This is a genomic window from Pedobacter sp. GW456-11-11-14-TSB4, from assembly GCF_059424425.1.
In genome coordinates this window covers 199,479-225,175 of record NZ_JBWKZK010000001.1, presented here as the reverse complement: position 1 = coordinate 225,175, position 25,697 = coordinate 199,479, and the positions used below count along the sequence as shown (strand labels likewise).

General features: G+C 35.7%; 25 protein-coding genes and 1 tRNA gene. 13 read left to right on the top strand and 13 right to left on the bottom strand.

Going from position 1 to position 25,697, the window contains the following annotated elements; translation table 11 throughout:
* Nucleotides 1-403 precede the first annotated feature (403 nt).
* From rpsF to rplI, 3 genes are read left to right on the top strand one after another with little or no spacing between them, the layout of a single operon-like run.
* Nucleotides 404-766: a 30S ribosomal protein S6 gene (rpsF, locus tag AC07XU_RS01015; protein WP_136878469.1), complete on the top strand. Its 363-nt coding sequence runs from the start codon at nucleotides 404-406 to the stop codon at nucleotides 764-766.
* Nucleotides 766-1,029 carry a 30S ribosomal protein S18 gene (rpsR, locus tag AC07XU_RS01010; RefSeq protein WP_136843636.1) on the top strand — a complete coding sequence of 88 codons (264 nt, stop codon included), beginning with the start codon at nucleotides 766-768 and terminating at the stop codon, nucleotides 1,027-1,029. The genes rpsF and rpsR overlap by 1 nt, the downstream gene beginning before the upstream one ends.
* Before the next feature lie 10 nt (nucleotides 1,030-1,039).
* Nucleotides 1,040-1,483 (top strand): 50S ribosomal protein L9, encoded by a 444-nt coding sequence (gene rplI / locus AC07XU_RS01005; RefSeq protein WP_494941761.1) that lies wholly within the window; start codon nucleotides 1,040-1,042, stop codon nucleotides 1,481-1,483.
* 207 nt (nucleotides 1,484-1,690) lie between these two features.
* Here rplI and AC07XU_RS01000 read toward each other — a convergent pair whose 3' ends face one another.
* The gene (locus AC07XU_RS01000) at nucleotides 1,691-2,392 is read right to left on the bottom strand and encodes an SDR family oxidoreductase (RefSeq protein WP_494941760.1); all 702 of its coding nucleotides are present in this window, start codon (nucleotides 2,390-2,392) and stop codon (nucleotides 1,691-1,693) included.
* Between the two features lie 58 nt (nucleotides 2,393-2,450).
* Complete coding sequence (locus AC07XU_RS00995; protein WP_494941759.1) at nucleotides 2,451-2,858, bottom strand: hypothetical protein; 408 nt, start codon at nucleotides 2,856-2,858, stop codon at nucleotides 2,451-2,453.
* Nucleotides 2,859-2,925: 67 nt separating this feature from the next.
* On the opposite strand from AC07XU_RS00995, the gene mtgA reads away from it, so the two are divergent.
* Nucleotides 2,926-3,645, top strand: coding sequence for a monofunctional biosynthetic peptidoglycan transglycosylase (gene mtgA, locus AC07XU_RS00990; protein ID WP_494941758.1), 720 nt, complete (start codon nucleotides 2,926-2,928; stop codon nucleotides 3,643-3,645).
* Nucleotides 3,646-3,731: 86 nt separating this feature from the next.
* Here the strand turns inward: mtgA and AC07XU_RS00985 are convergent, their stop codons facing one another.
* Complete coding sequence (locus AC07XU_RS00985) at nucleotides 3,732-6,161, bottom strand: AsmA family protein (protein ID WP_494941757.1); 2,430 nt, start codon at nucleotides 6,159-6,161, stop codon at nucleotides 3,732-3,734.
* Nucleotides 6,162-6,516: 355 nt separating this feature from the next.
* Nucleotides 6,517-6,999, bottom strand: coding sequence for an ABC transporter ATPase (locus tag AC07XU_RS00980; RefSeq protein WP_494941756.1), 483 nt, complete (start codon nucleotides 6,997-6,999; stop codon nucleotides 6,517-6,519).
* Between the two features lie 50 nt (nucleotides 7,000-7,049).
* Here AC07XU_RS00980 and AC07XU_RS00975 point away from each other — a divergent pair, with 50 nt between their 5' ends.
* Nucleotides 7,050-7,529: a hypothetical protein gene (locus AC07XU_RS00975; protein WP_494941755.1), complete on the top strand. Its 480-nt coding sequence runs from the start codon at nucleotides 7,050-7,052 to the stop codon at nucleotides 7,527-7,529.
* 106 nt (nucleotides 7,530-7,635) lie between these two features.
* On the opposite strand, the gene AC07XU_RS00970 is transcribed toward AC07XU_RS00975, so the two are convergent.
* Entirely contained in the window at nucleotides 7,636-8,424 is a 789-nt protein-coding gene (locus tag AC07XU_RS00970; RefSeq protein WP_494941754.1) for a (Fe-S)-binding protein, read from the bottom strand.
* A gap of 143 nt (nucleotides 8,425-8,567) precedes the next feature.
* Nucleotides 8,568-9,863 carry a 4Fe-4S dicluster domain-containing protein gene (locus AC07XU_RS00965; protein WP_494941753.1) on the bottom strand — a complete coding sequence of 432 codons (1,296 nt, stop codon included), beginning with the start codon at nucleotides 9,861-9,863 and terminating at the stop codon, nucleotides 8,568-8,570.
* Nucleotides 9,864-10,098: 235 nt separating this feature from the next.
* Between AC07XU_RS00965 and AC07XU_RS00960 the strand changes: the two genes are divergently transcribed.
* Nucleotides 10,099-10,171 (top strand) — tRNA-Phe (locus tag AC07XU_RS00960).
* 380 nt (nucleotides 10,172-10,551) lie between these two features.
* On the opposite strand, the gene AC07XU_RS00955 is transcribed toward AC07XU_RS00960, so the two are convergent.
* Both AC07XU_RS00955 and AC07XU_RS00950 read right to left on the bottom strand, forming a co-directional pair.
* Nucleotides 10,552-11,025: a hypothetical protein gene (locus tag AC07XU_RS00955; protein WP_494941752.1), complete on the bottom strand. Its 474-nt coding sequence runs from the start codon at nucleotides 11,023-11,025 to the stop codon at nucleotides 10,552-10,554.
* Between the two features lie 267 nt (nucleotides 11,026-11,292).
* Entirely contained in the window at nucleotides 11,293-12,015 is a 723-nt protein-coding gene (locus AC07XU_RS00950; protein WP_494941751.1) for a hypothetical protein, read from the bottom strand.
* A gap of 586 nt (nucleotides 12,016-12,601) precedes the next feature.
* Here AC07XU_RS00950 and AC07XU_RS00945 point away from each other — a divergent pair.
* Entirely contained in the window at nucleotides 12,602-13,357 is a 756-nt protein-coding gene (locus AC07XU_RS00945) for a hypothetical protein (protein WP_494941750.1), read from the top strand.
* Between the two features lie 342 nt (nucleotides 13,358-13,699).
* Here AC07XU_RS00945 and AC07XU_RS00940 read toward each other — a convergent pair whose 3' ends face one another.
* From AC07XU_RS00940 to AC07XU_RS00920, 5 genes are all read right to left on the bottom strand, one after another.
* The gene (locus AC07XU_RS00940; RefSeq protein WP_494941749.1) at nucleotides 13,700-13,888 is read right to left on the bottom strand and encodes a Sec-independent protein translocase subunit TatA/TatB; all 189 of its coding nucleotides are present in this window, start codon (nucleotides 13,886-13,888) and stop codon (nucleotides 13,700-13,702) included.
* An 85-nt stretch (nucleotides 13,889-13,973) separates the two neighbouring features.
* Complete coding sequence (locus tag AC07XU_RS00935) at nucleotides 13,974-14,309, bottom strand: hypothetical protein (RefSeq protein WP_494941748.1); 336 nt, start codon at nucleotides 14,307-14,309, stop codon at nucleotides 13,974-13,976.
* A gap of 533 nt (nucleotides 14,310-14,842) precedes the next feature.
* The gene (locus AC07XU_RS00930) at nucleotides 14,843-15,373 is read right to left on the bottom strand and encodes a ferritin (RefSeq protein ID WP_494941747.1); all 531 of its coding nucleotides are present in this window, start codon (nucleotides 15,371-15,373) and stop codon (nucleotides 14,843-14,845) included.
* Nucleotides 15,374-15,471: 98 nt separating this feature from the next.
* Nucleotides 15,472-15,837, bottom strand: a complete 366-nt coding sequence (locus tag AC07XU_RS00925) for a hypothetical protein (RefSeq protein ID WP_494941746.1) — start codon at nucleotides 15,835-15,837, stop codon at nucleotides 15,472-15,474.
* 104 nt (nucleotides 15,838-15,941) lie between these two features.
* Nucleotides 15,942-16,574, bottom strand: coding sequence for a DUF4159 domain-containing protein (locus AC07XU_RS00920; protein ID WP_494941745.1), 633 nt, complete (start codon nucleotides 16,572-16,574; stop codon nucleotides 15,942-15,944).
* A 149-nt stretch (nucleotides 16,575-16,723) separates the two neighbouring features.
* Here AC07XU_RS00920 and AC07XU_RS00915 point away from each other — a divergent pair, with 149 nt between their 5' ends.
* The 6 genes from AC07XU_RS00915 to AC07XU_RS00890 all read left to right on the top strand — a co-directional run bounded on the left by AC07XU_RS00915 (nucleotide 16,724) and on the right by AC07XU_RS00890 (nucleotide 25,695).
* A complete protein-coding gene (locus tag AC07XU_RS00915) occupies nucleotides 16,724-17,722 on the top strand; it encodes an AAA family ATPase (RefSeq protein ID WP_494941744.1) in 999 nt (332 codons plus the stop codon).
* A complete protein-coding gene (locus AC07XU_RS00910) occupies nucleotides 17,722-18,609 on the top strand; it encodes a DUF58 domain-containing protein (RefSeq protein WP_494941743.1) in 888 nt (295 codons plus the stop codon). The genes AC07XU_RS00915 and AC07XU_RS00910 overlap by 1 nt, the downstream gene beginning before the upstream one ends.
* Before the next feature lies 1 nt (nucleotide 18,610).
* The gene (locus tag AC07XU_RS00905) at nucleotides 18,611-20,008 is read left to right on the top strand and encodes a BatA domain-containing protein (RefSeq protein ID WP_494941742.1); all 1,398 of its coding nucleotides are present in this window, start codon (nucleotides 18,611-18,613) and stop codon (nucleotides 20,006-20,008) included.
* Nucleotides 19,995-22,127 (top strand): hypothetical protein, encoded by a 2,133-nt coding sequence (locus tag AC07XU_RS00900; RefSeq protein WP_494941741.1) that lies wholly within the window; start codon nucleotides 19,995-19,997, stop codon nucleotides 22,125-22,127. The genes AC07XU_RS00905 and AC07XU_RS00900 overlap by 14 nt, the downstream gene beginning before the upstream one ends.
* Nucleotides 22,128-23,918: a hypothetical protein gene (locus tag AC07XU_RS00895; protein WP_494941740.1), complete on the top strand. Its 1,791-nt coding sequence runs from the start codon at nucleotides 22,128-22,130 to the stop codon at nucleotides 23,916-23,918.
* Nucleotides 23,919-24,060: 142 nt separating this feature from the next.
* Nucleotides 24,061-25,695, top strand: a complete 1,635-nt coding sequence (locus tag AC07XU_RS00890) for a TldD/PmbA family protein (protein WP_494941739.1) — start codon at nucleotides 24,061-24,063, stop codon at nucleotides 25,693-25,695.
* The last annotated feature ends 2 nt before the right edge of the window (nucleotides 25,696-25,697 follow it).

The window sequence follows — 25,697 nt, the reverse complement described above, 5'->3', positions numbered from 1 at the left end:
TTTTAAATAATCGCTACGTGACTTTAGCTATCTGTATTGTCAATTAATATGGCCCGACTATGCTCAGCGTGGTAGGTTTTGCCATCTGCAGGTACTTTGTAATATAAACCCGACCGGATGAAAATCATTTTATTGCCAAGGATAAGAGGGAGGGAAATAAAATATTGAAAGGAGGGCGGGACAGAAATTGCCGATGTTGCATTGACCTTCATTTTCACATAAGCCTTTAAACAACTAACCAAATAACCAGCTCAACACCTAACCAATTAACCAACTTAACCTCTATCATCTCAACCCTCAACAAAATTTCACATTAACCCTTTGATTTTAAGAATAATCTCCCTACATTTGCAACCCGTTTTAAAGCGGAATTAAAAATTAATTAAACATTTAAATAACAAAGATGAATCAGTACGAAACTGTTATCGTTCTTACCCCGTTGTTATCAGAAGATGTTGCGAAAGAGGCTTTAGCCAAATTCAAAAGCATTATTACTGATAGCGGAGCCGAAATTGTTGCAGAAGACAATTGGGGTTTGAGAAAATTAGCGTATCCGATTGCAAAAAAAGCAAGTGGATTCTTTCACCTTACAGAATATAAATCTGATGGTGAAGTAGTTAGCAAATTAGAATTAGCGTTAAAACGTGATGAGCGTGTTTTACGTTTCTTAACTGTAAGATTAGATCGCCATGCGATTGCTTATAGCGAGAAAAAACGTAGCGGAGCTTTTAACAAAAAACCTAAGAAAGAGGAGGCTGGAGCATAATGGCAAAAGATCAAATACAATATGTTACCGCTCCAAAAGTGGACGATAACAGAAAAAAATATTGTCGTTTTAGAAAAAACGGTATTAAATATATCGATTACAAAGACGCAAACTTCTTGTTAAAATTCATCAATGATCAAGGTAAAATTTTACCTCGCCGTTTAACTGGTACTTCATTGAAATTTCAACGTAAAGTTGCTCAGGCTGTAAAACGTGCTCGCCACGTAGGTTTGTTACCTTTTGTTACTGACCAATTAAAATAAGCGCAGAGAAATGGAAATTATTTTAAAGCAAGATATCAAATCACTAGGTGAGAAAGATGATATCGTAACGGTAAAACCAGGTTATGGTCGTAACTACCTAATTCCACAAGGATTTGGTATTTTGGCTACAACTTCTGCTAAAAAAGTGTTGGCAGAAAACTTAAAGCAAGCTGCTTTTAAACAAGATAAAATTAAAAAAGATGCTGAAGGTATTGCTGAGCGTTTAACTGATGTGAAATTAAGCATTGGTGCTAAAGCTGGCGAAACTGGAAAAATCTTTGGTGCTGTAAATACAATTATGATTGCTGATGCTTTAAAAGCTAAAGGCTTTGAAGTTGATCGTCGTCGTATTACTTTCGAAACTGAACCTAAAATGGTTGGCGAGTACATCGCAAACTTAAACTTACACAAAGAAGTGAAAGTTAAAGTTCCTTTCGAAGTTGTAGCAGAGTAATATAGCTAATACTAATAAAAAAGTCCTTCATGATTTTCATGAAGGACTTTTTTTATGATCATTCTCGTCATTTCGAACGAGTTTTTCACGAGGAGAAATCTGTTGCACTCTCGATAGATAATGGTGGATACCGTAAAACAAAAAGCAATACAATTTAATAACAGATATCTCCTCGCTGCGCTGCGTTCGGTATGACGATTTGATTTGCTAACTCCCAGCTGGCGTAGTCGGCCTAATCTCTACTTTACTCGGTAAAGTTCTAGCTGGCATTTTTAACATGCTTACCACCAATTCGCCAATATCTTCTGGTTGTATTTTCCAGCTATCTTTTTCTTGATCTGGTTGGTGATCATTAAAATAAGTAGCTACGGAACCTGGCATGATGGTGCTTACTTTAATGCCATGTTTTCTTAAATCTAACATTACGGCTTGGGTAAAACCTGTTAAGCCAAATTTACTGGCATTGTAGGCAGAGCCACCTGCAAAAAAGTTTGTTCCAGCCAGGCTAGAGATGGTAAAAATATATCCTTTTGTCTTTTTAATGGCATCAAGCGAAGCTTTAATGCTGTAAAAAACTCCAGTTAAATTGGTGTCTATAGTTTCATTCCAGTCATCAATACTAATATCTTCTATGCTTGCAAAATTACCAACACCAGCGTTAGCAATTAATACATCAATTTGTCCCCATTTTTGGAGTACTAAATTAACAGCATCTTGTTGTGATTGATAATTTTTTACATCAGCCTCAATGGCTAAAACATCTCCAAAAGCAACTAGCTTCGCGGCGGCTTCATTGGCACTTTCTATTTTTCTACTTGTTATGGCTACACAATAGCCTTCTTTTAAAAGTGATTCGGCTACACTGTATCCAATTCCTTTACTTCCTCCTGTGATAACGGCAACTTTCATAATTTTTAATTGTTTGTTTTACAACGTATGTGTGGGTGCAAATGTTTGTGTTTAGCTTTTAGTGTTTTCTAATAATTTGCCTTAAGTAAAGTATTAAAACAAAAAAACCGAATGACAACACAAAATAAGCGATCGTTAAAATTCCACTTCTTTTCTTTGCTTTTTTTGTTTCATTTTCAAACTGCTCCATAATTCTGAAATGATAACCTCTAACGTTTAAGTAATAGTACAAAAGCAAGAGAAGCGGACAGATCGGTATTAAGGGCCAAAAGTAACCATGTGTTTCTCGGGTTGGGAATATGATGTTTTTGCCCAAGATAATGTCAAAAACTAGCGTGAATAAAGTTAAGATATTGAATAAGAAAAATACTGTGAGAGTAGTTAAAGTCCTAAACTGAGGTATATTACCGCCATTACTATAGTATTTATACATTCTAAAATAATAATAACTAAAGAGGTATTTCATTTACAAGTTATTTAGTTAGTGAAGATACAAAATCAATAAATTTAAATAATTATTTACCTTTGCCCAAATGGCAAAAAGAAAATCAGCTACTGCTAAAAAACCAAAGTTAATTAAACGAATTGCAATGATTGCGGCTAAAGTTTTGCTTTGGTTCGTAGTTTTTAGTGTAGTTTGGGTTTTGGCTTATCGGTTCATCAATCCGCCTATTACTGCTTTAATGATACAGCGTAACTGGGAGCGTAAGGCAAATGACAAGCCCGCCAAGGCTGAACGTAAATGGGTTGATTTTGAAGATATTTCTGACAACATGAAACGTGCTGCGGTTTCTGCAGAAGATCAGTTGTTTTTAAAGCACATGGGTTTTGACATTAAAGCAATTGAAAAGGCCTATGCTAACAATGCCAAAGGTAAAAAGATAAAAGGTGGCAGCACCATTTCTCAGCAGACTGCTAAAAACGTTTTTCTTTGGCCTGGTAGATCTTACATTAGAAAAGGTTTTGAAGCTTATTTTACCTTGCTTATAGAATTGCTGTGGAGTAAAGAACGCATTCTAGAAGTTTACCTAAATGTAATTGAAATGGGAGATGGTATTTATGGAGCCGAAGCTGCTGCACAAGCCTACTACGGTAAATCTTGTACAAATTTAAGAAGAGGTGAAGCAGCTCTAATTGCCGCATGTTTTCCGAACCCTAGAAAGTGGAGCCCAAAAAAGCCAACAAGTTATATCAGACACCGCCAGTATTTAATTATGCGTAACATGAGAAGGTTAGGCCCGATGGATTTTTAGAGTTTGAATGAGTGGATTTTGAATGATAGAAGTTTAAAGTTATCAGAAATATTCCTTCACTCTCTCATTCTCTCCTTCAAAATTTCCTAGTCGTGGTCTCTATTCCATCTCACTTTTAAGCCGCCATTTCCATCGTCAATAGCTTTTAGGTGTAATACAATTCCTTTCATTCTGGCTTGTCTACGTTCCTCTCTATTTGTTAATTCTTTATCTTTTGCTGGGTTTCTTAAAGGGATATCCATTGCAATATCTGTACCTCTTTCTAAACCATAAATACCTTTCATGTTAAAGTTGAGTACACTGGTATTTACTTGCATCGGACTGATCGTAATCTTATCGCCGTTTAAAATCAATGTGCCATCTAAGTTTTCTATTGCAATATTGGTAAAACCTCTATTTGCGAAAGCCAATTTTTGTACCATTTGTAAAGGCTCAAAATTAATCAAGGCTGCTTTGCTCAGATTAAAAATAACTTTACCATACATCGATCGTTTTACAATAGTACCATTATCTGTTATGCTACCGTTGGTATTCACCTTGGCTGATAAGTAACCCCTTAAGTTTTGATTGGTTATAGATGTCTGACCAAAGTTTTCGAAACCGTAAAAGAATTCTTTCACGTTTACACGACTAACGACAGCATTCATGGTAAATTTATTAATTGCACCGGTTTGCTTTAAATTGCCAGTCATGCTTAAGCTACCGCCAGCATGATTTACACTAAATTTGTTAAAATAAATTCCATCTGTGAGCATAGCGATGTTTGCATTTAAATTTGTGGCTACAAATTTTTTATAAATGGCCCTGTTTACATTGAGCTGGATATTTACTTTAGCTGCTTCTAAAACTGCACTCAACTGATCGGAAACCTCTTTAACCGAGTTTTTAGATACAGGCTTTCTAGTCACCTTTTTACGGGTTGCCAAAAACGGCATAAACTCATTTAAAGATAATTGCGGACTATTCAGCTTTAAATTCACCAATATTTTAGAGGGATCTGTATAATAGAAGTTTAGAAAATTCTCGATAGACAAGCTCATATTTACGATACTGTTGCCTAATTGAAACCGGCTTCCAGTAATATTTAGATCTTTCTGATTGAAATTTAAGGTAAGCGAGCTGTTTACCAATTTCATATTTCTTGGGATGTAAGTAATGTCGGCATCTTTAATGTCAACTGTGCCAGAAATTATGGGTTTAGTAAACATAAAATTATCAATATCAGCTTTGCAATACAGTCTCATGTTTGCAGTGCCTTTTTTAAAATTAAAAGTTTCGCCACCTATTGATTGGTTTAAATTTGTTAACGGAAACTCGGCTGTTACCAAGCCAGCAGCTAAAGGTCTGGCTAAATTAGTGATTGAAAAAGTATCAATTTTTAAAGGTGCATTGTAATAATTGCCAGTAAGCTTAAAGAAACGAATTGCCGAGTTTTCATCGCCGATAGGTTTGTTAGCTACATCTCTGTTTTTAAAAGTCCCTGTAAAACTACAATCGGTGAGTTTGCCGCTTGGTATGGTAATGGTGTTTTTCTTAACGGTCATTCTCACATCAATTAGCGGATCTGAGCTATTTTTACTTCCATCGTCAATAATATTACCTATTACCGCAATCGGTTCGTCAATAGCAAATTTTAACAGTTTAGACGAGATATTTGGCGAGAGTAAGATTGCGATGTTTTTATACAAGATTTCATCTGCTCTAACGCTAATAGCAAACGCAGATTGATCTTTAGCCAAATCTATTTTAGCGCCAATTATAAATTCATCGCCACCAATTGATAGCTTCTTAGGTTCAATGGTTACCGCTTTGGTTTCATTATTGTAATGAGCAACCAAAGTACCTTCTAACTGTTTGTCTTTTAAAAAGCTGCCCTTTTTAGTGTTAAAAGCAAAGTTTTTAACTAAGGTTTTTAATTTGATATTGCCATTCCAGCCCGAATCGGGGTAATCGATATTGCCATTTAACTCCTGCACCAAAAAATTAAACAGTTTTAAACGTTTTTGGTTATCTACAACCAAATTCACATTGTTAAAGGCAATCTTCTTAATTTCAAAAGCTTGTTTATCTTTTTCGCTAGCGGGTTCGCCAGCTTTTTTGGCCTTAAACATGCTGGTATTGGTATAGCCATTGCTATCGGTATAGAGGTAAACGCCAGCGTTATTGATGCCAATTTTATTGATTTTGATATTGCCAGCAATTAACGAGAAGATATTTAAAGAAACATCGATGTCTTTCGCATTCAACAAATCATGTTTATGTTGTGCCCATAAACTATCTCTTAATTGCACTTTTTTTAAAGAAACCGAAACACCTGGAAATCCTTTTAACAAAGTTGTTTCCATGCTACCTACTTCAATTTTACCATTTACATTGGCATTAAGTTGCGTTAAAATGGTATTTAAGATGGATTTATTATTGTGGTTGATGTAATAGGCCGCACCTAACCAAACCACTACAATAAGAGCGAATAAACCTGCTATGATTTTTAAAGAGACTTTGAGCCAGCGTTGCATAAATGGGGATTAATTATTAGTTAAGATAACAAATATCTTCCACTTATGTTTATAATTCAATTATTTGTGAAATTTTGGAAAGCAGGTGATTGAGCTTTTAGGAATAGGTAGTCCCGCTTTGCGCTACAATCTTTTACCCCTAAATCCCCTGAAGGGGAATGGTAAAAGGATTTGCGCTGCAATCGGGTTTAATTTACGCAGGTTAGTGCAGTTATGAGGGTTTGTTGTGCACCAGTCTTAGTTAAATAGCCCTGATAGGAACGAGCAGGAGCTCGATTTTTATCGGGCGACTAAAGTGGAGAGCAGGACTAACATTAATCAGTGCACTGTCTCTGCGCTTCAAATAATTTTAATACTAAGCGAAATGATCGGCAAATACCAATTTATGCCAACTATCTTTTAATGGCACTTCCCATTTCTCTTCAAACTCTGCCAAGTTTTGTACGAGGTTGTTAAAAACAATGGTTTCTGGCGTTACTTTTTTAATGGTAATTAAAGTTTCGAAATCTTCTTTACTGATGACGTGTACTTCGCCATCAAATTTATAAGCAATGTTAAAACGATCAAATAGATCTACACCGTAGGTACTTTCAATTTCTTTAATTAATCTCACCGACGAATCGATTGAGCAGCCAGTTACCGGTGATACTTGTTCATCGACTGTTAAAACAATAAAAATATTGTAGATAATTTCTGCCTTTGCTTTAAGTTGCTGTCCGTGTGCTGCCCATTGCGCTGTAAACTCATTAAGCTTATGCTGAATTGCCTGAGTTTCAGTTTCGGTAAACAGACGGTTGCTTTGGTAGATCCAAACTTTAGAATGTGGAGAAAAAATCATATTCAAATTTACTATTTTATTTAATTTACTACTACCAAAACTCCCTTGTGATGAAAAAGTTTACATTGAACTTAAAAATTGTGTTTTCTTTTGCTGTTTGTATTGTTTTTTGCGTGTTTACGGCTTTTAATGTAGCCGAAGAAAACACCATGCTGATACAAAATATATTGACTAAATACTACAATAATGATGATGAGGCAAGGGATATTAAGCGTTATGAAATTAATGTTACTAACACTGGTTTTTGTAGGTATCGTAAGGTTTTTAACAATGGAAAACAGGAGTATTTTGCCTTTAACTTCGCCCGTTTAAAAAGTATTGATTACTATGGCAGCACTTTAAAGGGGAAGCTGTATTTGCATACCAATGGTGATGACGTGATTGTACAAACGCGTAACGATAGAAAAGGTGATGTAGATTCGATGAGCAGGTTTGTGGTAATCCCTCTTAAAAATATTGACGCCGATGAATTGAATGCTCTGGCAGAGAATTTTAAACGAATGAATACGAAGGTTTTGGTGCAGAAGTAGATGGTCTGTCGGTTTCGTCATTGCCAACTCGATTGGCAATCGTAATGCGAAATAACTGACATCTAGCATTACGATTCCCGCTTTTGCGGGAATGACGCACATTCTCTTACAACCCGTTCGCTCTTGCGGTAATCTCCGCAATGTCTAAAACTTTAACTTCTTGCTCTTTATCTTTTAGTTTAACACCATCGCTTAGCATGGTCATGCAAAACGGACAACCTGCAGCAATTACTTGAGGCTGGGTTGCTAAAGCTTCTTCAATTCTTTCGATGTTTACGTCTTTTGTGCCTTTTTCTGGTTCTTTAAACATTTGTGCACCACCAGCGCCGCAGCATAAACCATTGCTTTTACAACGTTTCATCTCTACTAGCTGCGCATCTAAAACTTCTAAAGCTTTACGCGGTGCTTCATAAACACCATTTGCTCTACCCAAATAACATGGGTCGTGGAAGGTGATTTTTTTACCTTTGAAGCTTTCGCCACCTTCTGATTTCAGTTTACCTTCGTTAATTAAATCTTGGATCAGTTGCGTATGGTGAATTACCTCGTAATTGCCACCTAAACCCGGGTATTCGTTTTTAATGGTATTGAAACAATGCGGACAGCCGGTTACAATTTTTTTGATATTGTAGCCGTTCAACACTTCAATGTTGGTCATGGCTTGCATTTGGAACAAAAATTCGTTACCCGCTCTTTTTGCCGGATCGCCAGTGCAACTTTCTTCAGTTCCCAAAACGGCATATTTAATGCCCACATGATGTAAAATCTTGCAGATGTCTCTTGTAATTTTCTGTGCACGCTCGTCGTAGCTGCCTGCACAACCTACCCAGAATAATATTTCAGGCTCTTCGCCCATAGCCATCAGTTCGGCCATTGTTGGTACTTTGAATTCCATTTTATGAGTATCTAGTAGTAAGTATTGAGTATCAAGTATCAAGTATCAAGTATCAAGATTTCAACTTACTTATTTTAACATTTTTATAATTTGTTTTCTTTTATCTTCCCATCTTTCCAACTTCCCGACTTCCCGACTCCGAACTATCCCTGTTCCGCCCAATTCAATCGATCTGCTGGAGAGTATTTCCAAGGTGCTCCATTGTTTTCTACATTGCCTAACATGGCGTTAATGCTTCCTGGTGCTACCGATTCTTCCATAACGGCATATCTTCTTAGCTCAACAATAATTTCTAAAGGATCAATGTTAATCGGACAGGCCTCAGTACAGGCATTACAGCTCGTACAAGCCCAAATCTCTTCGCGGGTAATGTAATCGTCTAATAAAGCTTTTCCATCCTGATGATCCGCTCCATGTTTATCAATGTTTTTGCCAACCTCTTCCATGCGGTCGCGGGTATCCATCATGATCTTACGTGGAGATAATAGTTTGCCGGTAATGTTAGCGGGACAAACAGAAGTACATCTGCCACACTCGGTACAGGTGTAGGCATTCATTAAGTTTACCCACGATAAATCGTTTACATCTTTGGCGCCAAATTTACCCGGGGCAGTCTCTGCAGGTACAAACGAAGGATCGAGCATGGCTTTAACTTCATTGGTAACGCTTGCCATATTGGTAAATTCGCCCTTTGGCTCTAAATTAGAGAAGTAGGTATTTGGAAATGCGAATAAAATGTGGAAATGTTTGGAGTAGGGTAGGTAGTTTAAAAAGGCAAAGATCCCTACAATGTGGAACCACCAACATGCTCTTTCAATTACAACTAAAGTAGCTGCATTGGCAGGTAACAAACCTTGTAACCAGGCACTGACTGGATATGAACCAGCAGCTACATAATGTGCTTCGCCTAGGGCTTGTAATTTATAATCGGCACCATTCATGATTAAAAAGGCCGACATTAATAAAATTTCTACAATCAGAATATAGTTCGCATCAGACTTTGGCCAAGTTTTCATCTCTACACCAGAGAAGCGTTTTAATTTTACCACATTACGGCGAATTAAAAATACCACACAGGCTAATAAAACACCTAGCGCAAGCAATTCAAACGATCCAATTAAGAAATTGTATAAACCGCCCAAGCCACTAAAAACACGGTGCGTACCGAAAATACCATCAATCATGATTTCTAAAACTTCGAGATTGATGATGACGAAACCTAGATAAACCACCAAGTGCAATAAAAATGGAATAGGACGAGCCGCCATCTTGGTTTGTCCGAAGGCAACTTTAAGCATGGTGCCCCATCTTTTTGCAGGTTGATCGCTACGGTCTTTTGGGCGACCGAGTTTAATGTTGCGTATTACTTTACGCACATTAAAGCTAAAAAGGCCAACGCCTGCGATAACGAGTAGGATAAAAATAATTTGTGCTGCCATATTTTTTTACTTAAGCTAAGGCTAAGTTAAAATATTTTAGATGAATATATATTACTATGCATGCATAATTTTAAAAATTTAGAATCGATATGAATAATTTGAAAATTTTATTTGAATGTAAGTGATTGATATTTAGTGAGAATAGGTGTTTTTAAATAAAATAAGTGAAATTAATTGAAAAAATATTTCTGTTTTTAAAAAAAGAAGCTACATTTGCATTCCCAAACGGGACGATGGTGCCTTAGCTCAGTCGGTAGAGCAAAGGACTGAAAATCCTTGTGTCGCTGGTTCGATTCCAGCAGGCACCACCTTTAAAACCTCAGAGAAATCTGGGGTTTTTTCGTTTATAAGTGGTTTGCTAAATGCTGCGAACTTTCATTTGCGGGATATAAATTTTAGCTTCAAATTTAACTATAACGAAGTTTCATTATTTAAATAATCAGTCTGATTTAAGTTGGTTTTTCAAATACAAAAGCCTTTTTAAAGCACATTGGGGTAGGTTGATTTATAAATAGGAAAAAACTCAACTATACTATTACTATGCTTCATCTATACTTGATCCATACTTGAACTATGCTTAAGCTATAGGGGAGCTATGGAATGAGGGATTGAGATTTAACTTTTGGTTAATAATTTTGAAGGGGGGTTCCGAGTAGTATTTAGGTGAGTTTAGAGATTAAACTCTATCTCAGCTTTCCAGCTTCTTATCGATAACCCAAGGAAGCTTAACTTCAAATTCCACTTGGACAAGGTTATCGTTGTTAGTGAAATAACTAAGGTCATTTGCATATCTAAAGCCTAGACTGAAATGCTCGTTTATTGGCGTCATAGCAAATGTAAAATTATTGGTGTTCGGCAAAGGTACCTCACAATTTTTACCTTCAAAACTTCCTTTAAAATAAAATATCCCATTGTACACGAGCAAACCATCCTCATCTTTATACATTTTCCATACCTCACTTTCCTTCCTGTAGTCAATACCCAATTGATTGAAAAGTGATTTAATCATACTTGGGAATACAATCTCTCTATTTGCCAAATAGTTTTTGCAATCTGTGCAATCGCAGTCGGCTGCACTACCATTCGCAATAGACGAATACGTTGTTAAGGTAGCTTCTCGGTCTACAGTTAAAGTCCATTCTTTAAAATGTAAGATGACCATAATTTAATTCTTGTATTATCCAAAGCTACCTAAAATACCGTTTGTTTTTAGTGGGATTACAAATCCCAAGAATAGATGGTTCGAGATGCCTTTCAGAACATCTCGAACAGCTGGATAGTTCGAGATGCCTTGCAGAACATCTCGAACAGCTGGTGCAAATAATATGGGGTTCAAGATGCCTTTCAGAATATCTCGAACAGCTTGGATAGCAGTTTTCGTGTTATCACCTATTTCATGGGCTGATACAAATTTGGGATATACAGCTAGCTAATTGATGACATTTTCAGCTACGTATTTAATTATTCCTTTCACAAGCTCCTTAGTCACTTCTTTTTTTGCTTCCGTCAAGAACTCTCTAATATACTTTGGCCCTTGCTTTGCTATCTTTCCCCAAATCTTTATCAATCTTTTAAAAACCCACTCTCTGGAACTTTTGGTAAGTCCATCTTGCAATAGTGTTATTTCTGAGGCAATTATTTTGATTTCAGACAAGTTATCACTACCTTCATCAAAATCTAATAGTCTTAACTGAAGATTCTCTAAGTAAGCATCCAGATGCAAAATTTGTTGTATAGTAAATGGATTGGCGTTAGCTTCATCATCAATCAATTCAAAATCCGCATAAAACTCATCCTCGAATGACTTTAAAATTGGATCGTCGTAAAAAGATGCTGTATTATCATATTCTTGTAACAGTTCAATCCATTTATTAAATTGATCATGAAAAGCGTTGACATCAAACCAATGGTGGTATTCTCCAGTATCATTCAAGCTTCTTGGTGTACGCCTAACTAATACCTCATATGTTCCCTTTTGTTTTGATAATCTAAATTGTTCTATGACAAATTCAAAATTTGAACTATGATCCTTGTCAACCACATGCAAAAAGTAATCCTTAGGATCAATGACCTCAAACTTATCCCCTTTTAGTTTTACAAAAGGTTCCAATGCTTTTAAGATTGTTAATGGAAGGTCTTTTTTGTTTTTCATACTGGTATAAGTTATTAGAATCTACAATTCGATTTGAATATATGGAGTTCTATTAAATGTGCCAAAATTATTTTACTTAATGAATTACGGAGAATCACAGATTATGTACTAAAGTTGTATAACCCAGCTAGTGCGAGTTTGCAACTCGTACTAAAACAACATCAAAAAAAGATAGCCTGATCAAATCAAGCTATCCTCTTGAAAAATTTATTCCTTCGGCTTCAAAGGTTGTTCTTCTTCGACGACATCTTTGCCGTTGTTAAACTTGTTAATTCCTTTTCCTAAGCCTTTCATGAGCTCCGCGATTTTTACCGCCAAAAAACTATGATTGGTTTATTAGTAAGGGATAGGAGTAATTGGCTACTGATCGTAACACCTTGCTAAATATGGTGGAAAATTCTTCTCCAACATTTAAATCTTTTAGTAAATTTAACTTAACCGCCACCCTCACCGTGCCCGAATAGGTTCAACAACATGGAGGCTGAATGCAAGGCTCACCCCAATAATTTTATTTAACTTTAGGGTTAAAAATCCAGCCATCGCAAATCTGCAAACGTTATAAGCCATTTTAGGACTACATGAAGCAATGACAGAGACAAGACGAAATAGACGTAAAGAAAATCGAAGTAAAGTGAAACTTTCAAAACTAACGTTTCACAAACTAGAATGGCTAGAATATATCACAATCGGTATCGGACTTTGGTTTTTGCTTTACCCAGAGCCTTACGACATTCTTTTTACTGCTTTATTGTGTATGCCAGTACTTGGACTCATACTCAACGGTATAACTGGCAGACCTAGTATCGCGAGCCTTGTAGAAATATCTAAAGATGATGATGGTACGGATAAATACGATGTTGCAGACTTTATAGACTTTGCGGCTTGGATAATACTGGTAAGAGTTTTAATTGACTATGAATTTGAAAGTTTTTACAGTATGGTAATTCCTGGGGCTATAGGATTTGCTATGATGTTGGCTATACTATTTTCTACTCATAAGCTGATAACGAACACAAACAAAAGTAAAACTTGGATATACTTATCACTTATTTTCAATGTTTTTCTCTATAGCTACGCTGGAGTTTATGGAGCAAACTGTGTTTATGATAAATCTGAACCGATGGTCTATGAAACAAAAGTACTTGATAAGAGGATTAGTAAAGGAAGAAGAGGAAGAAAAACCTATTACATCAAGGTTAATCCGTGGGGACACCATTATGACAAAGAAGAAATATCGGTTGCTAGTAGTCAATATGAAGAAATTAAAATTGAACAGACCATAAAAATTGACCTTAAGAAAGGACTATTTAATATCCCTTGGTATTACATTGAGAGTGATTGAAAATAATATAAAAACAGCTTATAGAAGAGTTTTTGTATCAAGGGGTTTAACCCGAAAATCTAAGCTATTGCGAGTTTGCAACTCGTACTGAAATAACGAATCATATAAACTTGAGTCGATTATTAAATAATGATGTGGCGGGTTTTTAGAACTTTTAATAATAGCGGTCGTCACCCTGAATTTATTTCAGGGTCTTTCATGCTGGAAAGATGCTGAAATAAATTCAGCAGGACGAGTCGGCTATATTTGGAGCCAATAGAGCAACATTATAAGAAATTAAATCGAACTCAGGTTATAACTAAAAAGGATAGCCTGTTTTACCAAGCTATCCTCCTAAAAAAATCACTCCTTAGGCTTCAAAGGTTGTTCTTCTTCAACGCCATCTTTGCCGTTGTTAAACTCTTTAATTCCTTTTCCTAAACCTTTCATTAACTCGGGGATTTTTTTACCTCCAAAAAGCAATAAAACGACTAAAACGATGAGAATAATTTCTTGTGTGCCTAAAGCACCTAATATAACTGCAGTTAACATGTGTAATTTTTTTAAAATGAATAATTGATCTTAAGCCAAGTGGCGAAAGAAAACATCCCACAGGTGTGGGCAAATGATAAAAATATTAAACTGCTAACTGCGGCGGTGGAGATTCCAATACCTGAGTGTGATCTGGGTAATTTACCTGATAACTGTGGTTGTGCACAATTGGTTGTGCGTTAAAAATAATTTTTGCTGGTAATGGCGTACTTTGGTAAAAAACAATAAAAGTTTTTGCTAGAGCATGATGTGTTGCATTCTGATTTTCTGGAACATCTTTTTTAAAGACATATTCTAAAATCAACTCAGATAAACTTTCTATTTTATTTAAGCTCAAGTCTTCCTGATAAGTAAAAGCACCATTAATGTAATTTTGGTGTGTGGCGGGGTCTATAGACAGGTTTGCCAATTGTAAGAGCATAAGCCAACAACAGCACTGTTTTAAAACCGATTTTATTTTGCCAAACATCATTTTATGCTGTAAATATAAAGATAAGCCAAAAGAGAAATTTAATTTGAGCGTAAAAAGAGAGTTTGCCAAGCGCATGTTAAACGCTTAGCCATTCGGACAATTGCTACAGCGTTTACCTTTGAGGTATTTTTCGCAACATTTCTTTTTCAGTTTTTTCTTCTTGTCCTTATCTTTCTTCTTGTCTTTGTCTTTTTTCGACATGGCTATTTTAGCTTTAAAAGTTTGGTTATGGGTATAAAAAATCACAAACCAGGTGATTTATAATAACCAAAAAAGGCACACATTGTTTAGATGTATGCCTTTTAAAATTTTTTATGTTGCAAAATATAATTAAGTTAGCCTAAGGCTTTACCGCTTAAAAATGTTGCACTTAGTAGTTCTGCTGTTTAACCTGATATCTTTATGTAAACAGATGCTGAAATAAATTTAGCATGACGATCGGGACAAGCTGACACTTCAAAGACTGGTGAATGTTTTTTTTTTTAAGCCTCGCTATTGTAAACAATTTTGCCTACATGTTTGTCAATTTCCCATCTGCCGGTTCCTTCTTCGCCAATCACATCAAATAATTCTAATGCTCTACGGGCTTTATATTCTTCTTCTCTTTGCTCTTTAAAGAACCAGTTTAAAAATTCTAAGGTTACATAATCTTGCTCTTTGTGGCAACGAGCAGCAATGTTTTTTAGTGATTGAGTTACCGCAATTTCTTGATCTAAGGCATCTTCAAAAACCTCTCTAAATGAATTGTATTCTAATTTAATGTTGTTGATATCTGGCGAAACTGAATTGCCACCCATATCTAAAACATATTTATAAATTTTTAGTTGATGTTCTCTTTCTTCTTCTGCTTGTTTAAAAAAGTAATCAGAAGAATAATCGAAACCGTTTCTATTACACCACGATGCCATTGATAAATAGATGGCAGAAGAATGTGCTTCTTTTTTGATCTGTTGGTTTAATAGGTTTTCTATATCTGTTGAGAGTAACGACTTTACACGGATGATATCTTTCATGACTTTAATATTTGTTAACTGAATAACAATAAATATAAGCCGATGTTCTCCGGGAAGCGAAAAAAATGATAATATGGAAAGAGTCTAAGTCTAACTATTTAAAAAGCAATGCGATGCAAACGATCGAAAATGATATGGTTTAGCTCTAACATGGCAAAAGTACCTTGCAAAAGTTCTTTCATTTTGATAATTTGAAGTAGAGAAAGCACGTAACAATGATCGCAAGCGCAAATGAAAATGATTTCTAAATCTGCAGATTTGGTGCTGTTGAGCAATAAACCTTCAATATCAATTTGATAAACGGCTTTTTTAAGCTTCAATAAATTGCGGTAATCAAAGCGAGCTAACTTACCAGCAAAATCAATGTACCAACAACACTCACTGTCTGATTGATAGATAGCGCCATCTTTTGTGCTAAATACTTCGGTAAAATTGATAGAAGGTAAGGATAATGTTTGTTGCATATTTGCTGCTGCTCTACTAAAACAAAGATGCGAACTATTTAGACTAATTACAAATAAAAAATTGAAGAAGTGATCAGGCCACTTAAAGTTTAGACCTATTCGCGTCAACTGGCATTAACCCCCATGGCATATAAAATAATGTTAACGCCAAACTTGGTGTTATCTTCGGCTAAAAAGCGTTTGTTTTTAAAGTCGTAATCCCATTCGCAACCATAATCTTTATTGCTGTACAATACGCCAATCCTATTATTAATGGTTATTGCTTTTAAATAATCATGTACCAAGTCATCGCCCCAGCCATTTAATTCGAATGAAGTAGTAGGTGGGCCTTTCTCAAACTTAAAAAATGAATTGTATATAGCATGTGTATTTGGGATTTTCTTTAAAGCTTGTGCGCCGAATAAGTTGCTCATTTGCGTTTCGAAAGATTTGGCGAATAAGCCGTCAATATCGTGGTTGCAATCGTCTACAAAAACAAATCCGCCATTAAGAACATAACTTTTAAAATTGGCTGCCTCTTGCTTGCTAAATTGCACCAATTTATGTCCGCTTAAATAACAAAATGGATATTTAAAAATGTCATTACTGCTTAGTTCTACAATTTTTTCTTCCTCATCAAGAGGGATGGTTGTATATTCTAGTAAAGAGTTCAGTAAATTAGAAGGCATGCGTTGGTCGGTATCCCAATCTCCAGAATTATATTTTAATCTCGCAAATGTGAATTTGGCCCTATGCATCGCTCTAAATTAGCATCAATTTTTCTCATTGTTGATTTTTAATGATGATATCTTGTAAATTTTTTGATATTTGTTAGATTTAAGACTTTATTTATGCCAATATCACCCTATATTGAAGCACAATATTCATCAATCAAAAAACATTAGTTTTGGAGCTTACAGAAAATAACGTTAAAACGCTTATTGATAAAATTTCTTTATTAAAAGGCGAAATTCAAAAGGTAATTGTTGGGCAGGACACGATAATAGAAGAGATGCTAATTGCCTTAATGGCTGGTGGGCATTGTTTGTTAGAGGGTGTGCCCGGTTTGGCAAAAACCTTAATGGTTAGAACCATGTCGCAGGCCTTAGATTTGTCGTTTAGAAGAATTCAATTTACACCAGATTTGATGCCTTCTGATATTATTGGGACCGAAATTTTAGAAGAAGACCACGCCACAGGCAAACGTTTTTTTAAATTTAACAAAGGGCCACTTTTTGCCAACATTGTATTGGCTGATGAAGTGAATAGAACACCACCCAAAACCCAATCTGCCTTATTAGAGGCGATGCAGGAATTTGAGGTAACTTATGCCGGACAAACCTATCCTCTAGATCGCCCGTTTTTCATATTGGCTACACAAAATCCGATAGAACAAGCAGGTACCTATCCATTGCCAGAAGCACAATTGGATCGTTTTTTATTGTATATCAAAATTGGTTATCCTACGGCAGCAGAAGAAACGCAAATTTTAAGCAGTACAACCGGTATTAAAAAGGTAGTTGTAAATGCTGTTATTGGTGCCGAAGAAATTAAACAATTACAGCAATTAACCCGTGAGGTATCTATTAGCGATGATTTGGTAACTTACGTAAGCGATATCATTAGGGCAACCCGACCAGATACAAGCAATGTTGCATTTGTAAAAGAGTGGGTACGATGGGGAGCAGGGCCAAGAGCCGGACAAGCATTAATTTTAACTGCAAAAGCTAGAGCTTTATTTAAAGGCAGGTATGCGGTTTTAATGGAAGATTTACAGGCAATGGCCTATCCAGTTTTACGCCACAGGGTTTTAATGAATTTTAAAGCAGAGGCTGAAAACGTTTTTCCAGACCAAGTAACCTCAGAATTGATTAAAGTAATTGCTAGATCTAAAGCTGACATTTAATGAGTAAGTTGCTTGATCCGAAAATTTTAATGGCAATTAAAGACCTTAATTTAGCGGCTAAAACTACCGTTGATGGGTTTATGAATGGCATTAATAAAAGCGTGATCAAAGGTCAGGGTTTAGAATTTAGCCAATACAGAAGTTACCAGGCAGGAGACGATTTACGCTCGTTGGATTGGAAAATGTTTGCCCGTTCTGATCGTTATTACATTCGGGAATCTGAAGTTGAGACTACTATTTCCATCCGTTTTTTGGTTGATGCCAGTGCATCTATGAACCATAATGATGGAGATTTTACAAAAATTGAATATGCCAAATATCTGGTCGCCAGTTTAGCTTATTTGGCCAATTTACAAGGTGATGCTATAGGATTGTATGTTTTTAGAGATGCAGAATTATTTGCGATGGCTGCAAAGCAAGATTATCAGCATTTGAGCCGAATGTTTTTTCAATTAGAACAACTTAAGCCAGCTGGTAATTTTACCCAGCCCATTCATTATAAAGCGCTTTTTACAGGTGCACAAAAGCGAGAATTATTGGTATTTGTAACAGATGTTTACCAAACCAATACCGAGATTTTTGATTTGTTAGACACATTAAACTCGCTTCGACATGAAATCGTGGTTTTTCATCTACTAGCCAGAAATGAAGTGGAGTTAGACTTTAAAGGATATACAACTTTTGAGGATTTAGAAACAGGAGTAAAGTTGCAAATTGACCAAGCAAAAGCGAGAAAGCAGTATCAAGAAAACTTAAACAGTTTTTTGGAAGATACAAGGATTAAAATGTTAGATCGAAAGATTTATTACAGAACCTTAATTACTGATGAAGCATTGGATCAGGCATTAAGGGATTTTTTAAAACAAAGAAGTAAACTGAGAATTTAAATTGCAATTATTATATCCCATTGGTTTTTTGGCGCTTACAGGTTTACTTATTCCTGTAATTATACACCTATGGAGTGTTAAACAGGGCAAAACCTTAAAAATTGGCAGTATTGCTTTGTTAGGTGAAAGCGCAAGCGCAACCAGCAAAAGTTTAAAATTAACTGATCTGCTGTTGTTTATTTTGAGGTGTTTACTGATTGTCCTTATCGCATTTGTTTTAGCACAGCCATTTTTAAAAACGGTAATCAATCAACAAAAACCTTCTGGATGGATTTTAGTATCGCCCAATCAGCTTAATCAGGCTTACCAAAAGGATCGAAAAGTGGTAGATTCATTGTTAAGTTTAGGCTACGAGTTGCATGAGTTTAACCTTGGCTTTAAAAAAATCGAACTGTCTGATACAGCAAACTCTAATAGCCTAAGCAGCCAATTGAGTTATAGTTCTTTGTTAAAAGCACTTCAATACAAAATTCCCTCGAATTATACAGCTTATATTTATGCTGATGAGCGGTTAAGTAGCTTTAAAGGCGAAATGCCAAAAATATCTTACAAGCTTAATTGGAAAAGGATTTTATCCGCTGATAGTGCAAAAATGTGGTCGACGAATTATTTGGGCAAAACATTTGAGGCAAAATCTACCTCTAATGCAACAACATACACAGCGGTTGCCAAATCAAATTTACACTCACTTTCAGTTGTAATTTATGAGCCAAATGGTAGCGATGCACAATATGTTAAAGCAGCGCTCAATGCCATTGCAGATTTTAACAAAAGAGCGATCTCTATCAAAAATTTTAGCGGTGCAGCTGTAAAAGATGCCGATGTTATTTTTTGGTTATCAGATCAAGCTAGCAAAGCTAATTTAGCAGTGCTGAAATCAAATGCTATCATATTTGCTTATCAAAACGGGAAAGTTGAAAATGTAAGCGGCAGTACGCTGCAGCTATCTGATGGGCTAAAAGATGAGGCTTATGTAAACTTATATAAACGAGTTGGGGTGGTTGAGCAAAAAGGGAAAGTCATTTGGAAAGACAGTTTTGGGCAACCTTTGTTGTTAAGAGATTCTATCAATAAGCACGTTTATTTTAATTTTTATAGCAGGTTTAATCCGCAGTTTACAGATTTGGTGTGGAACGAACAATTTGTAACTGCATTGATGCCGATTATTTTTGGAGCAGCAAGCGTTGAAGATTTCGGTTTTGAGACAAACAACTTAGATCAAAGAAGAATTTCAGCAGCGCAACAATTGACAACAACGGCATCAGCATCAGTTTCTTCAAGTCAGGTAGAAAAGGAAGAGCCTATAAATCATATATTTTGGATTTTAGCTTTCCTTATTCTTTTGTTAGAGCGCATTTTATCATTCAGAAAAACAAATTTAAGCTATGTTAAACGCTGAGTGTAGAAATTGGTTGCATCAATTTAGAAGAAAGTGGATTGCGCTTTATTTTGCCCAAATAACGGTGCTAAGTTTGGCTATAGCGATCATTATACTCTGCATTTGCGGGATATTATTTGCTTCTGACTTTAAAATTTGGCAGTTACTTTTATCATTTGCTGTGGTGTTTATTGGGTTTTCAATTTTTAAACCTACTTGGAAAATTACTGCAGATGCGGTTGCAAAATATCTCAATGCAAATTTTTCGCAATTAGAAGAAAGCATTGATCTTTGTCTTAAATCAGCAAGTGAACTTAGTACTCTAGAAAAATTACAACTCCATAAAATTACGCAGACATTACCACTGCAAGGTAGTTTACACAAAGCATGGCGTAAATTTTGGCTTTGCGTTTTGGTATTGCTGGTTACTATAGTTGCAGCATATTTTCTAGAGCATTTTTATTGGTACGAGCGTACTGTAGAAGGAAATAGCATCGCTAAGAATGGAGATGCTGGTAAAAAAGAAGTGGTTTTACCTGAAATATCTAATTTCAAAGTTGACATTTTACCACCAACATATACCCGCAAATCTCCAAGGTTTCAAAAAAAGTTTGCCATTAGTGCAGAATTGGGAGCAGTAGTAAAGTGGAATATATCAACCAATATTGCCGTAAAAAAACTTCGTTTTATATTAAATGATAAAGTGGTTTTTACTTTTAACAAAGTTGACAGCCTTACTTGGAACTTTAGTAAAATTATTAATCAGTCTGGTTTTTATCAAATAGAAATAGATGGTAAAAAATCTGACCTCTATCAAATTGACGTGGTACCAGATTTGCCTGTCCAAATTAAAATCATCAAGCCCAAAATACAAACAACTATAGATTTTGGCCAAGTGCCAAAAGTAGATTTATCCGTTAATTTAATTGATGATTATGGAATTAAGGACGCCTACATCTCAGCAACGCTATCTAGTGGAAAAGGGGAAGGAGTTAGTTTTACAGAGAAAAAGTTAAGCTTTAACGTGAACTTTGAAGGAAAAAGAACTATCAAATTAACTCAGCTTTTAGACCTAACAAAATTAGGCATGAAACCAGGTGATGAGCTCTATTTCTTTGTTCATGCAACTGATAATCATAATCAATCCAGCAGATCTGAAGTTTATATGATCTCGATTGTTGATACCGCTGAATTGATGAGCATGGCTGGGATGACCAATGGAGTTGATTTAGTACCTGAATATTTTAGAAGTCAGCGACAAATTATTATTGACACCGAAAAATTATTGAAAGAACAAACAACGCTTAGTGAGGATGAATTTAAAAACAGGGCAAATAGCTTAGGCATGGATCAAAAACTTTTAAGGTTAAGATATGGGAAGTTTTTGGGAGAAGAATCTGAAACTGAAATTGGAGGCGAAGAACATGGAGAGCACAGTGAAGGAGATGGGCACGACCATGGAGATGCAAAATTTGGAGATGTACAAGCATTGATGGATGAATACGCACATAAACATGATATTGCAGAAGATGCCACTTTTTTTGAACCAGAATTAAAAGCTCAATTAAAGGCAGTTTTAAATGAGATGTGGAGTTCTGAATTGAGGCTGCGGACTTACAAACCTCAAGAGGCATTGCCATTTGAGTATAAAGCCTTGCGTTTATTGAAAGATTTACAGCAAAAATCTAGAGCTTATGTGGCAAAAACTACCATTAAAACGGTAAAGCTAAAGCCCGAAAAGCGTTTGTCTGGTGAATTGGATAAAATCGCAAACTCTACACAAAAAGCCACATATGACAAAAAGGATGAAGAGGCAGGGCTTAAAACGGTGTTAGCCATTTTAGAAAAAAGAAAAACAAATGATCAGTTTGGGTATGGAGAAAGAGAATTTTTACAGTCGGCAGAAGCAAAGCTAATTGGTGCTGCAGCTAAACAACCAGGCTCTTATTTACCAGCATTAAAGAGTTTAAGAAGGCTTAGTATTGCAAAAGGTGTTAGCAATAAAGATATAGAAAAGGTACAAAGTGCAATTGATAGGTTATTGGGTTTTGAAACAAGCAAACCTAATTTAGAGCAATCTATTCCTAACAAAAAGCTGTCACAGCGCTATTTCAATTACCTAAAAGATAGGAGCAGATAAATGGAATTGAAATACTACATCATTATTGCATGTGTTCTGTTAGGTATATTTCTTTTTTTTAAGGAAATCAAAAGACAAAATAAAGCACAATTGATATTTAGAGTATTAGCTACATTGGTGATGCTAATTAGTTTTGCTTTATTAATTGTGCCGATTTCATATCAAGAAAAGCAAGAAGAGCCAACAGGCGAGTTAAATTTATTTACAAAGGGTGTAAATTCTGATTCGGTTGCAAAAATCAAAAGTCAGAAATTTACTTTAGATTCTGCTGTGTTAAAATCAAACCCTCGTTCACAAATTAGTTTTATTGCTGATTTAGCCTATCATCTTAAAGAACATCCATCGGTTAAAAAGATTAATATTTACGGTTACGGAATGAGTGATGATGAGTTAGCGCTCCTCAAAAATCATCAGCTTACCTTTCATCCATCACCTCTACCAGCAGGATTTATTTCGGCCAGTTGGCCAAAAAAAATAAGCGCCACCAAACCATTGGTTGTACAAGGTATATATAACAATACGAGCAATACAAACGTTTGGCTAAAATTTTATGGCATGGGTTTTACACAAGATTCACTCCGAATAGAAGCAAACGCTAAAGTGAAATTTACTTTAAAAGCACAGCCTAAACTAATTGGTAAGGCCGTTTATCAACTCTATGCCCTATCTACCAACGATACCTTGGCAAAAGAACCAATTCCTTTTGAGGTTAATGCCAAGCAAACATTGAAGGTATTGATTTTAGCCTCTTTCCCAGATTTTGAGTACAAGTTTTTAAAAAAATGGATGTACGAAAACCAATACGCAGTTATTTTTCGCAGTCAGATTAGTAAAAATAATTACAGTGTAGATTATTTGAATAGCAATGCTGCAGACGTTAATCGAATAACAACATCATTATTAAAAAAACAGGATTTGCTTATCGTTGATGAGGATGAATTTAATGCGCTAAGTGCAACAGAACGTGCTGTAATTGATGCTGCGGTGGTAGATGGAATGGGTTTGTTGGTTAGAATTACCAATGCTAAAGCGAATGGAGCTGCCCAAAAATTTAAGCGTACTGAAACGCAACAAACTCCGTCAAAAGTTACTCAGTTAAAAGATGTAGTGGGTGAATTTGAATTACGCGAACTTCCTTATGCACAAACACTTTTTTTAACAACATCGGCTGATGAGCAGCCATTATTTAAAACCTCTACTGGTAAAACAATAGTAAATAGTGGTATTAGAGGAGAAGGGAAAATATTAACATCAACATTAACATCTACTTACCAATGGCAATTGAGCGGTAATCATTCAGACTATGCTAAATTTTGGTCGCTATTGTTTGATAAAGCTGCAAGAAAACTAGAGACGTCGCAATCATTTGAAATTTTACCCAATCTCTTAGCGGTTAATGAAGATGCAAGGTTATTGGTTAGTGTGTCATCAAACCAAATTCCAACACTACAATACAACGAGATCAATTTAGCACCAAGGCAAAACATGGAAATCCCTTACCAATGGGATGGAAAATTTTGGCCATCAAAAGCGGGTTGGAACAGCATAGCCATTAATAGAACTGAGGCAAATGTATTTGTTTATCAAAATTTTGATTGGCAGCAGCTTAAAAATGCAAAAAAATTGAACTTAACATCAGCTTTTGTACAAAAGCAAGCCTCAGGCAATTATCAAGTAGAAAAAACAGACTTTACAGTAATAAAGGAGGTGTCTAAATGGTGGTTTGTGCTATTATTTTTATGCTCAATTTCTTATTTATGGTATGAACAGCGGTTTTTATCAAGCATTTAATGTATTGAAACTAAAATGTTATACTTTTTTTGGTGTTAAGCCAAGCATAATTAACTAACTTAACTCACTGAACCGAAAGCGAGCTTTTAACAAATGCTCGAAACCAAGAAGAAACTTAATTAACCGATAAAACTAAATCATTTTGAAAAGAAAAGACTTTCTCTACTTATCAGGAATTGGTGCGGGTGCTTTGCTATTGCCAGATTTTGGCGCTTTTGCAAATCCGATAGATCCGCTACAAGCCCTTGAAAAAATAGACGTAAAAATTAAAAAAGAATTGGCCGATGTAGCCTTAAACGCTGCCAAAGCCAAAGGCGCAAGCTATACCGATGTTCGTATTGGAAGGTATTTAAATCAATTTGTATCTACCAGAGATAAACGAGTACAAGGCGTTGCCAATACCGAATCTTTTGGTGTTGGTATTAGAGTAATTGCCAATGGTTGTTGGGGTTTTGCTGCTACGAATACAGTAACCAAAGAATCTATCGCTAAAACTGCCGAACAAGCAGTTGCTGTGGCAAAAGCTAATGCAAAAATACAAGGCGAATCAGTACAGTTGGCACCTCAAAAAGGTTATGGAGAGGTTAGCTGGAAAACACCATTTGAAATTAATGCCTTTGAAGTTCCGATAAAAGAAAAGGTAGATTTATTGATGAATGTGAATGACATTGCGATACAGAATGGTGCTAGTTATGTTAACGCTGCCTTATTTGCTGTTAATGAGCAAAAATACTTCGCATCAACAGATGGATCTTATATTGATCAAGATATTCACCGCATTTATCCAACTTTTGGCGTTACGGTAATTGATAGAGCATCTGGTAAATTTAAAACACAATCTGCTTTAAGTTCGCCAATGGGTATGGGCTACGAATATATGAATGCCAGACCAGAAGATAAAGTTGCGGGTGTAATTACCCGTTACAAAAATAGGTATGATATTTTGGGTGATGTGAAAGAAGCTACCCGTGTTGCCAAAGAAAAAATTACTGCAAAATCTGTTGAAGCTGGTAAGTATGATTTGGTATTAGATCCATCGCACTTATGGTTAACTATTCACGAATCTGTTGGTCACCCTACAGAGTTGGATCGCGTTTTAGGCTATGAAGCCAATTATGCGGGTACTAGTTTCTTAACCTTGGATAAATGGCAGTCTAAAAACTTCAAATTTGGTAGCGATAAAGTAAACATTCTTGCAGATAAAACTCAGGTAGGTTCATTAGGCGCAGTAGGTTATGATGATGAGGGGGTAAAATGTAAAGAATGGAATTTAATTAAAGACGGTGTATTGGTTAATTATCAAACCATCAGAGATCAAGCACACATCATTGGCTTAAAAGAATCGCAAGGTTGTTGTTATGCCCAAGGTTGGAATGATGTTCAATTTCAGCGAATGCCGAATGTTTCATTAGAATCGGGTAAAGCAAAATTAAGCGTTGATGAGATGATAAAAAATGTAGAAAAAGGAATTTACATTATTGGCGATGGAAGTTATTCGATTGATCAACAGCGTTACAATTTCCAATTTGGTGGTCAGCTTTATTATGAAATCAAAGACGGAAAAATTGCAGGTATGCTAAATGATGTTGCCTACCAATCGAACACGCAAGAATTCTGGAATTCATGTTCTGCCATTTGCGATGCAAGCGATTATCGTTTAGGTGGCTCATTTAACGATGGTAAAGGTCAGCCCGGACAAAGTAGTGCCGTATCTCACGGTAGTTCTACAACAAGATTTAATGGAGTTAATGTTATCAATACAGCTAGAAAAATATAATT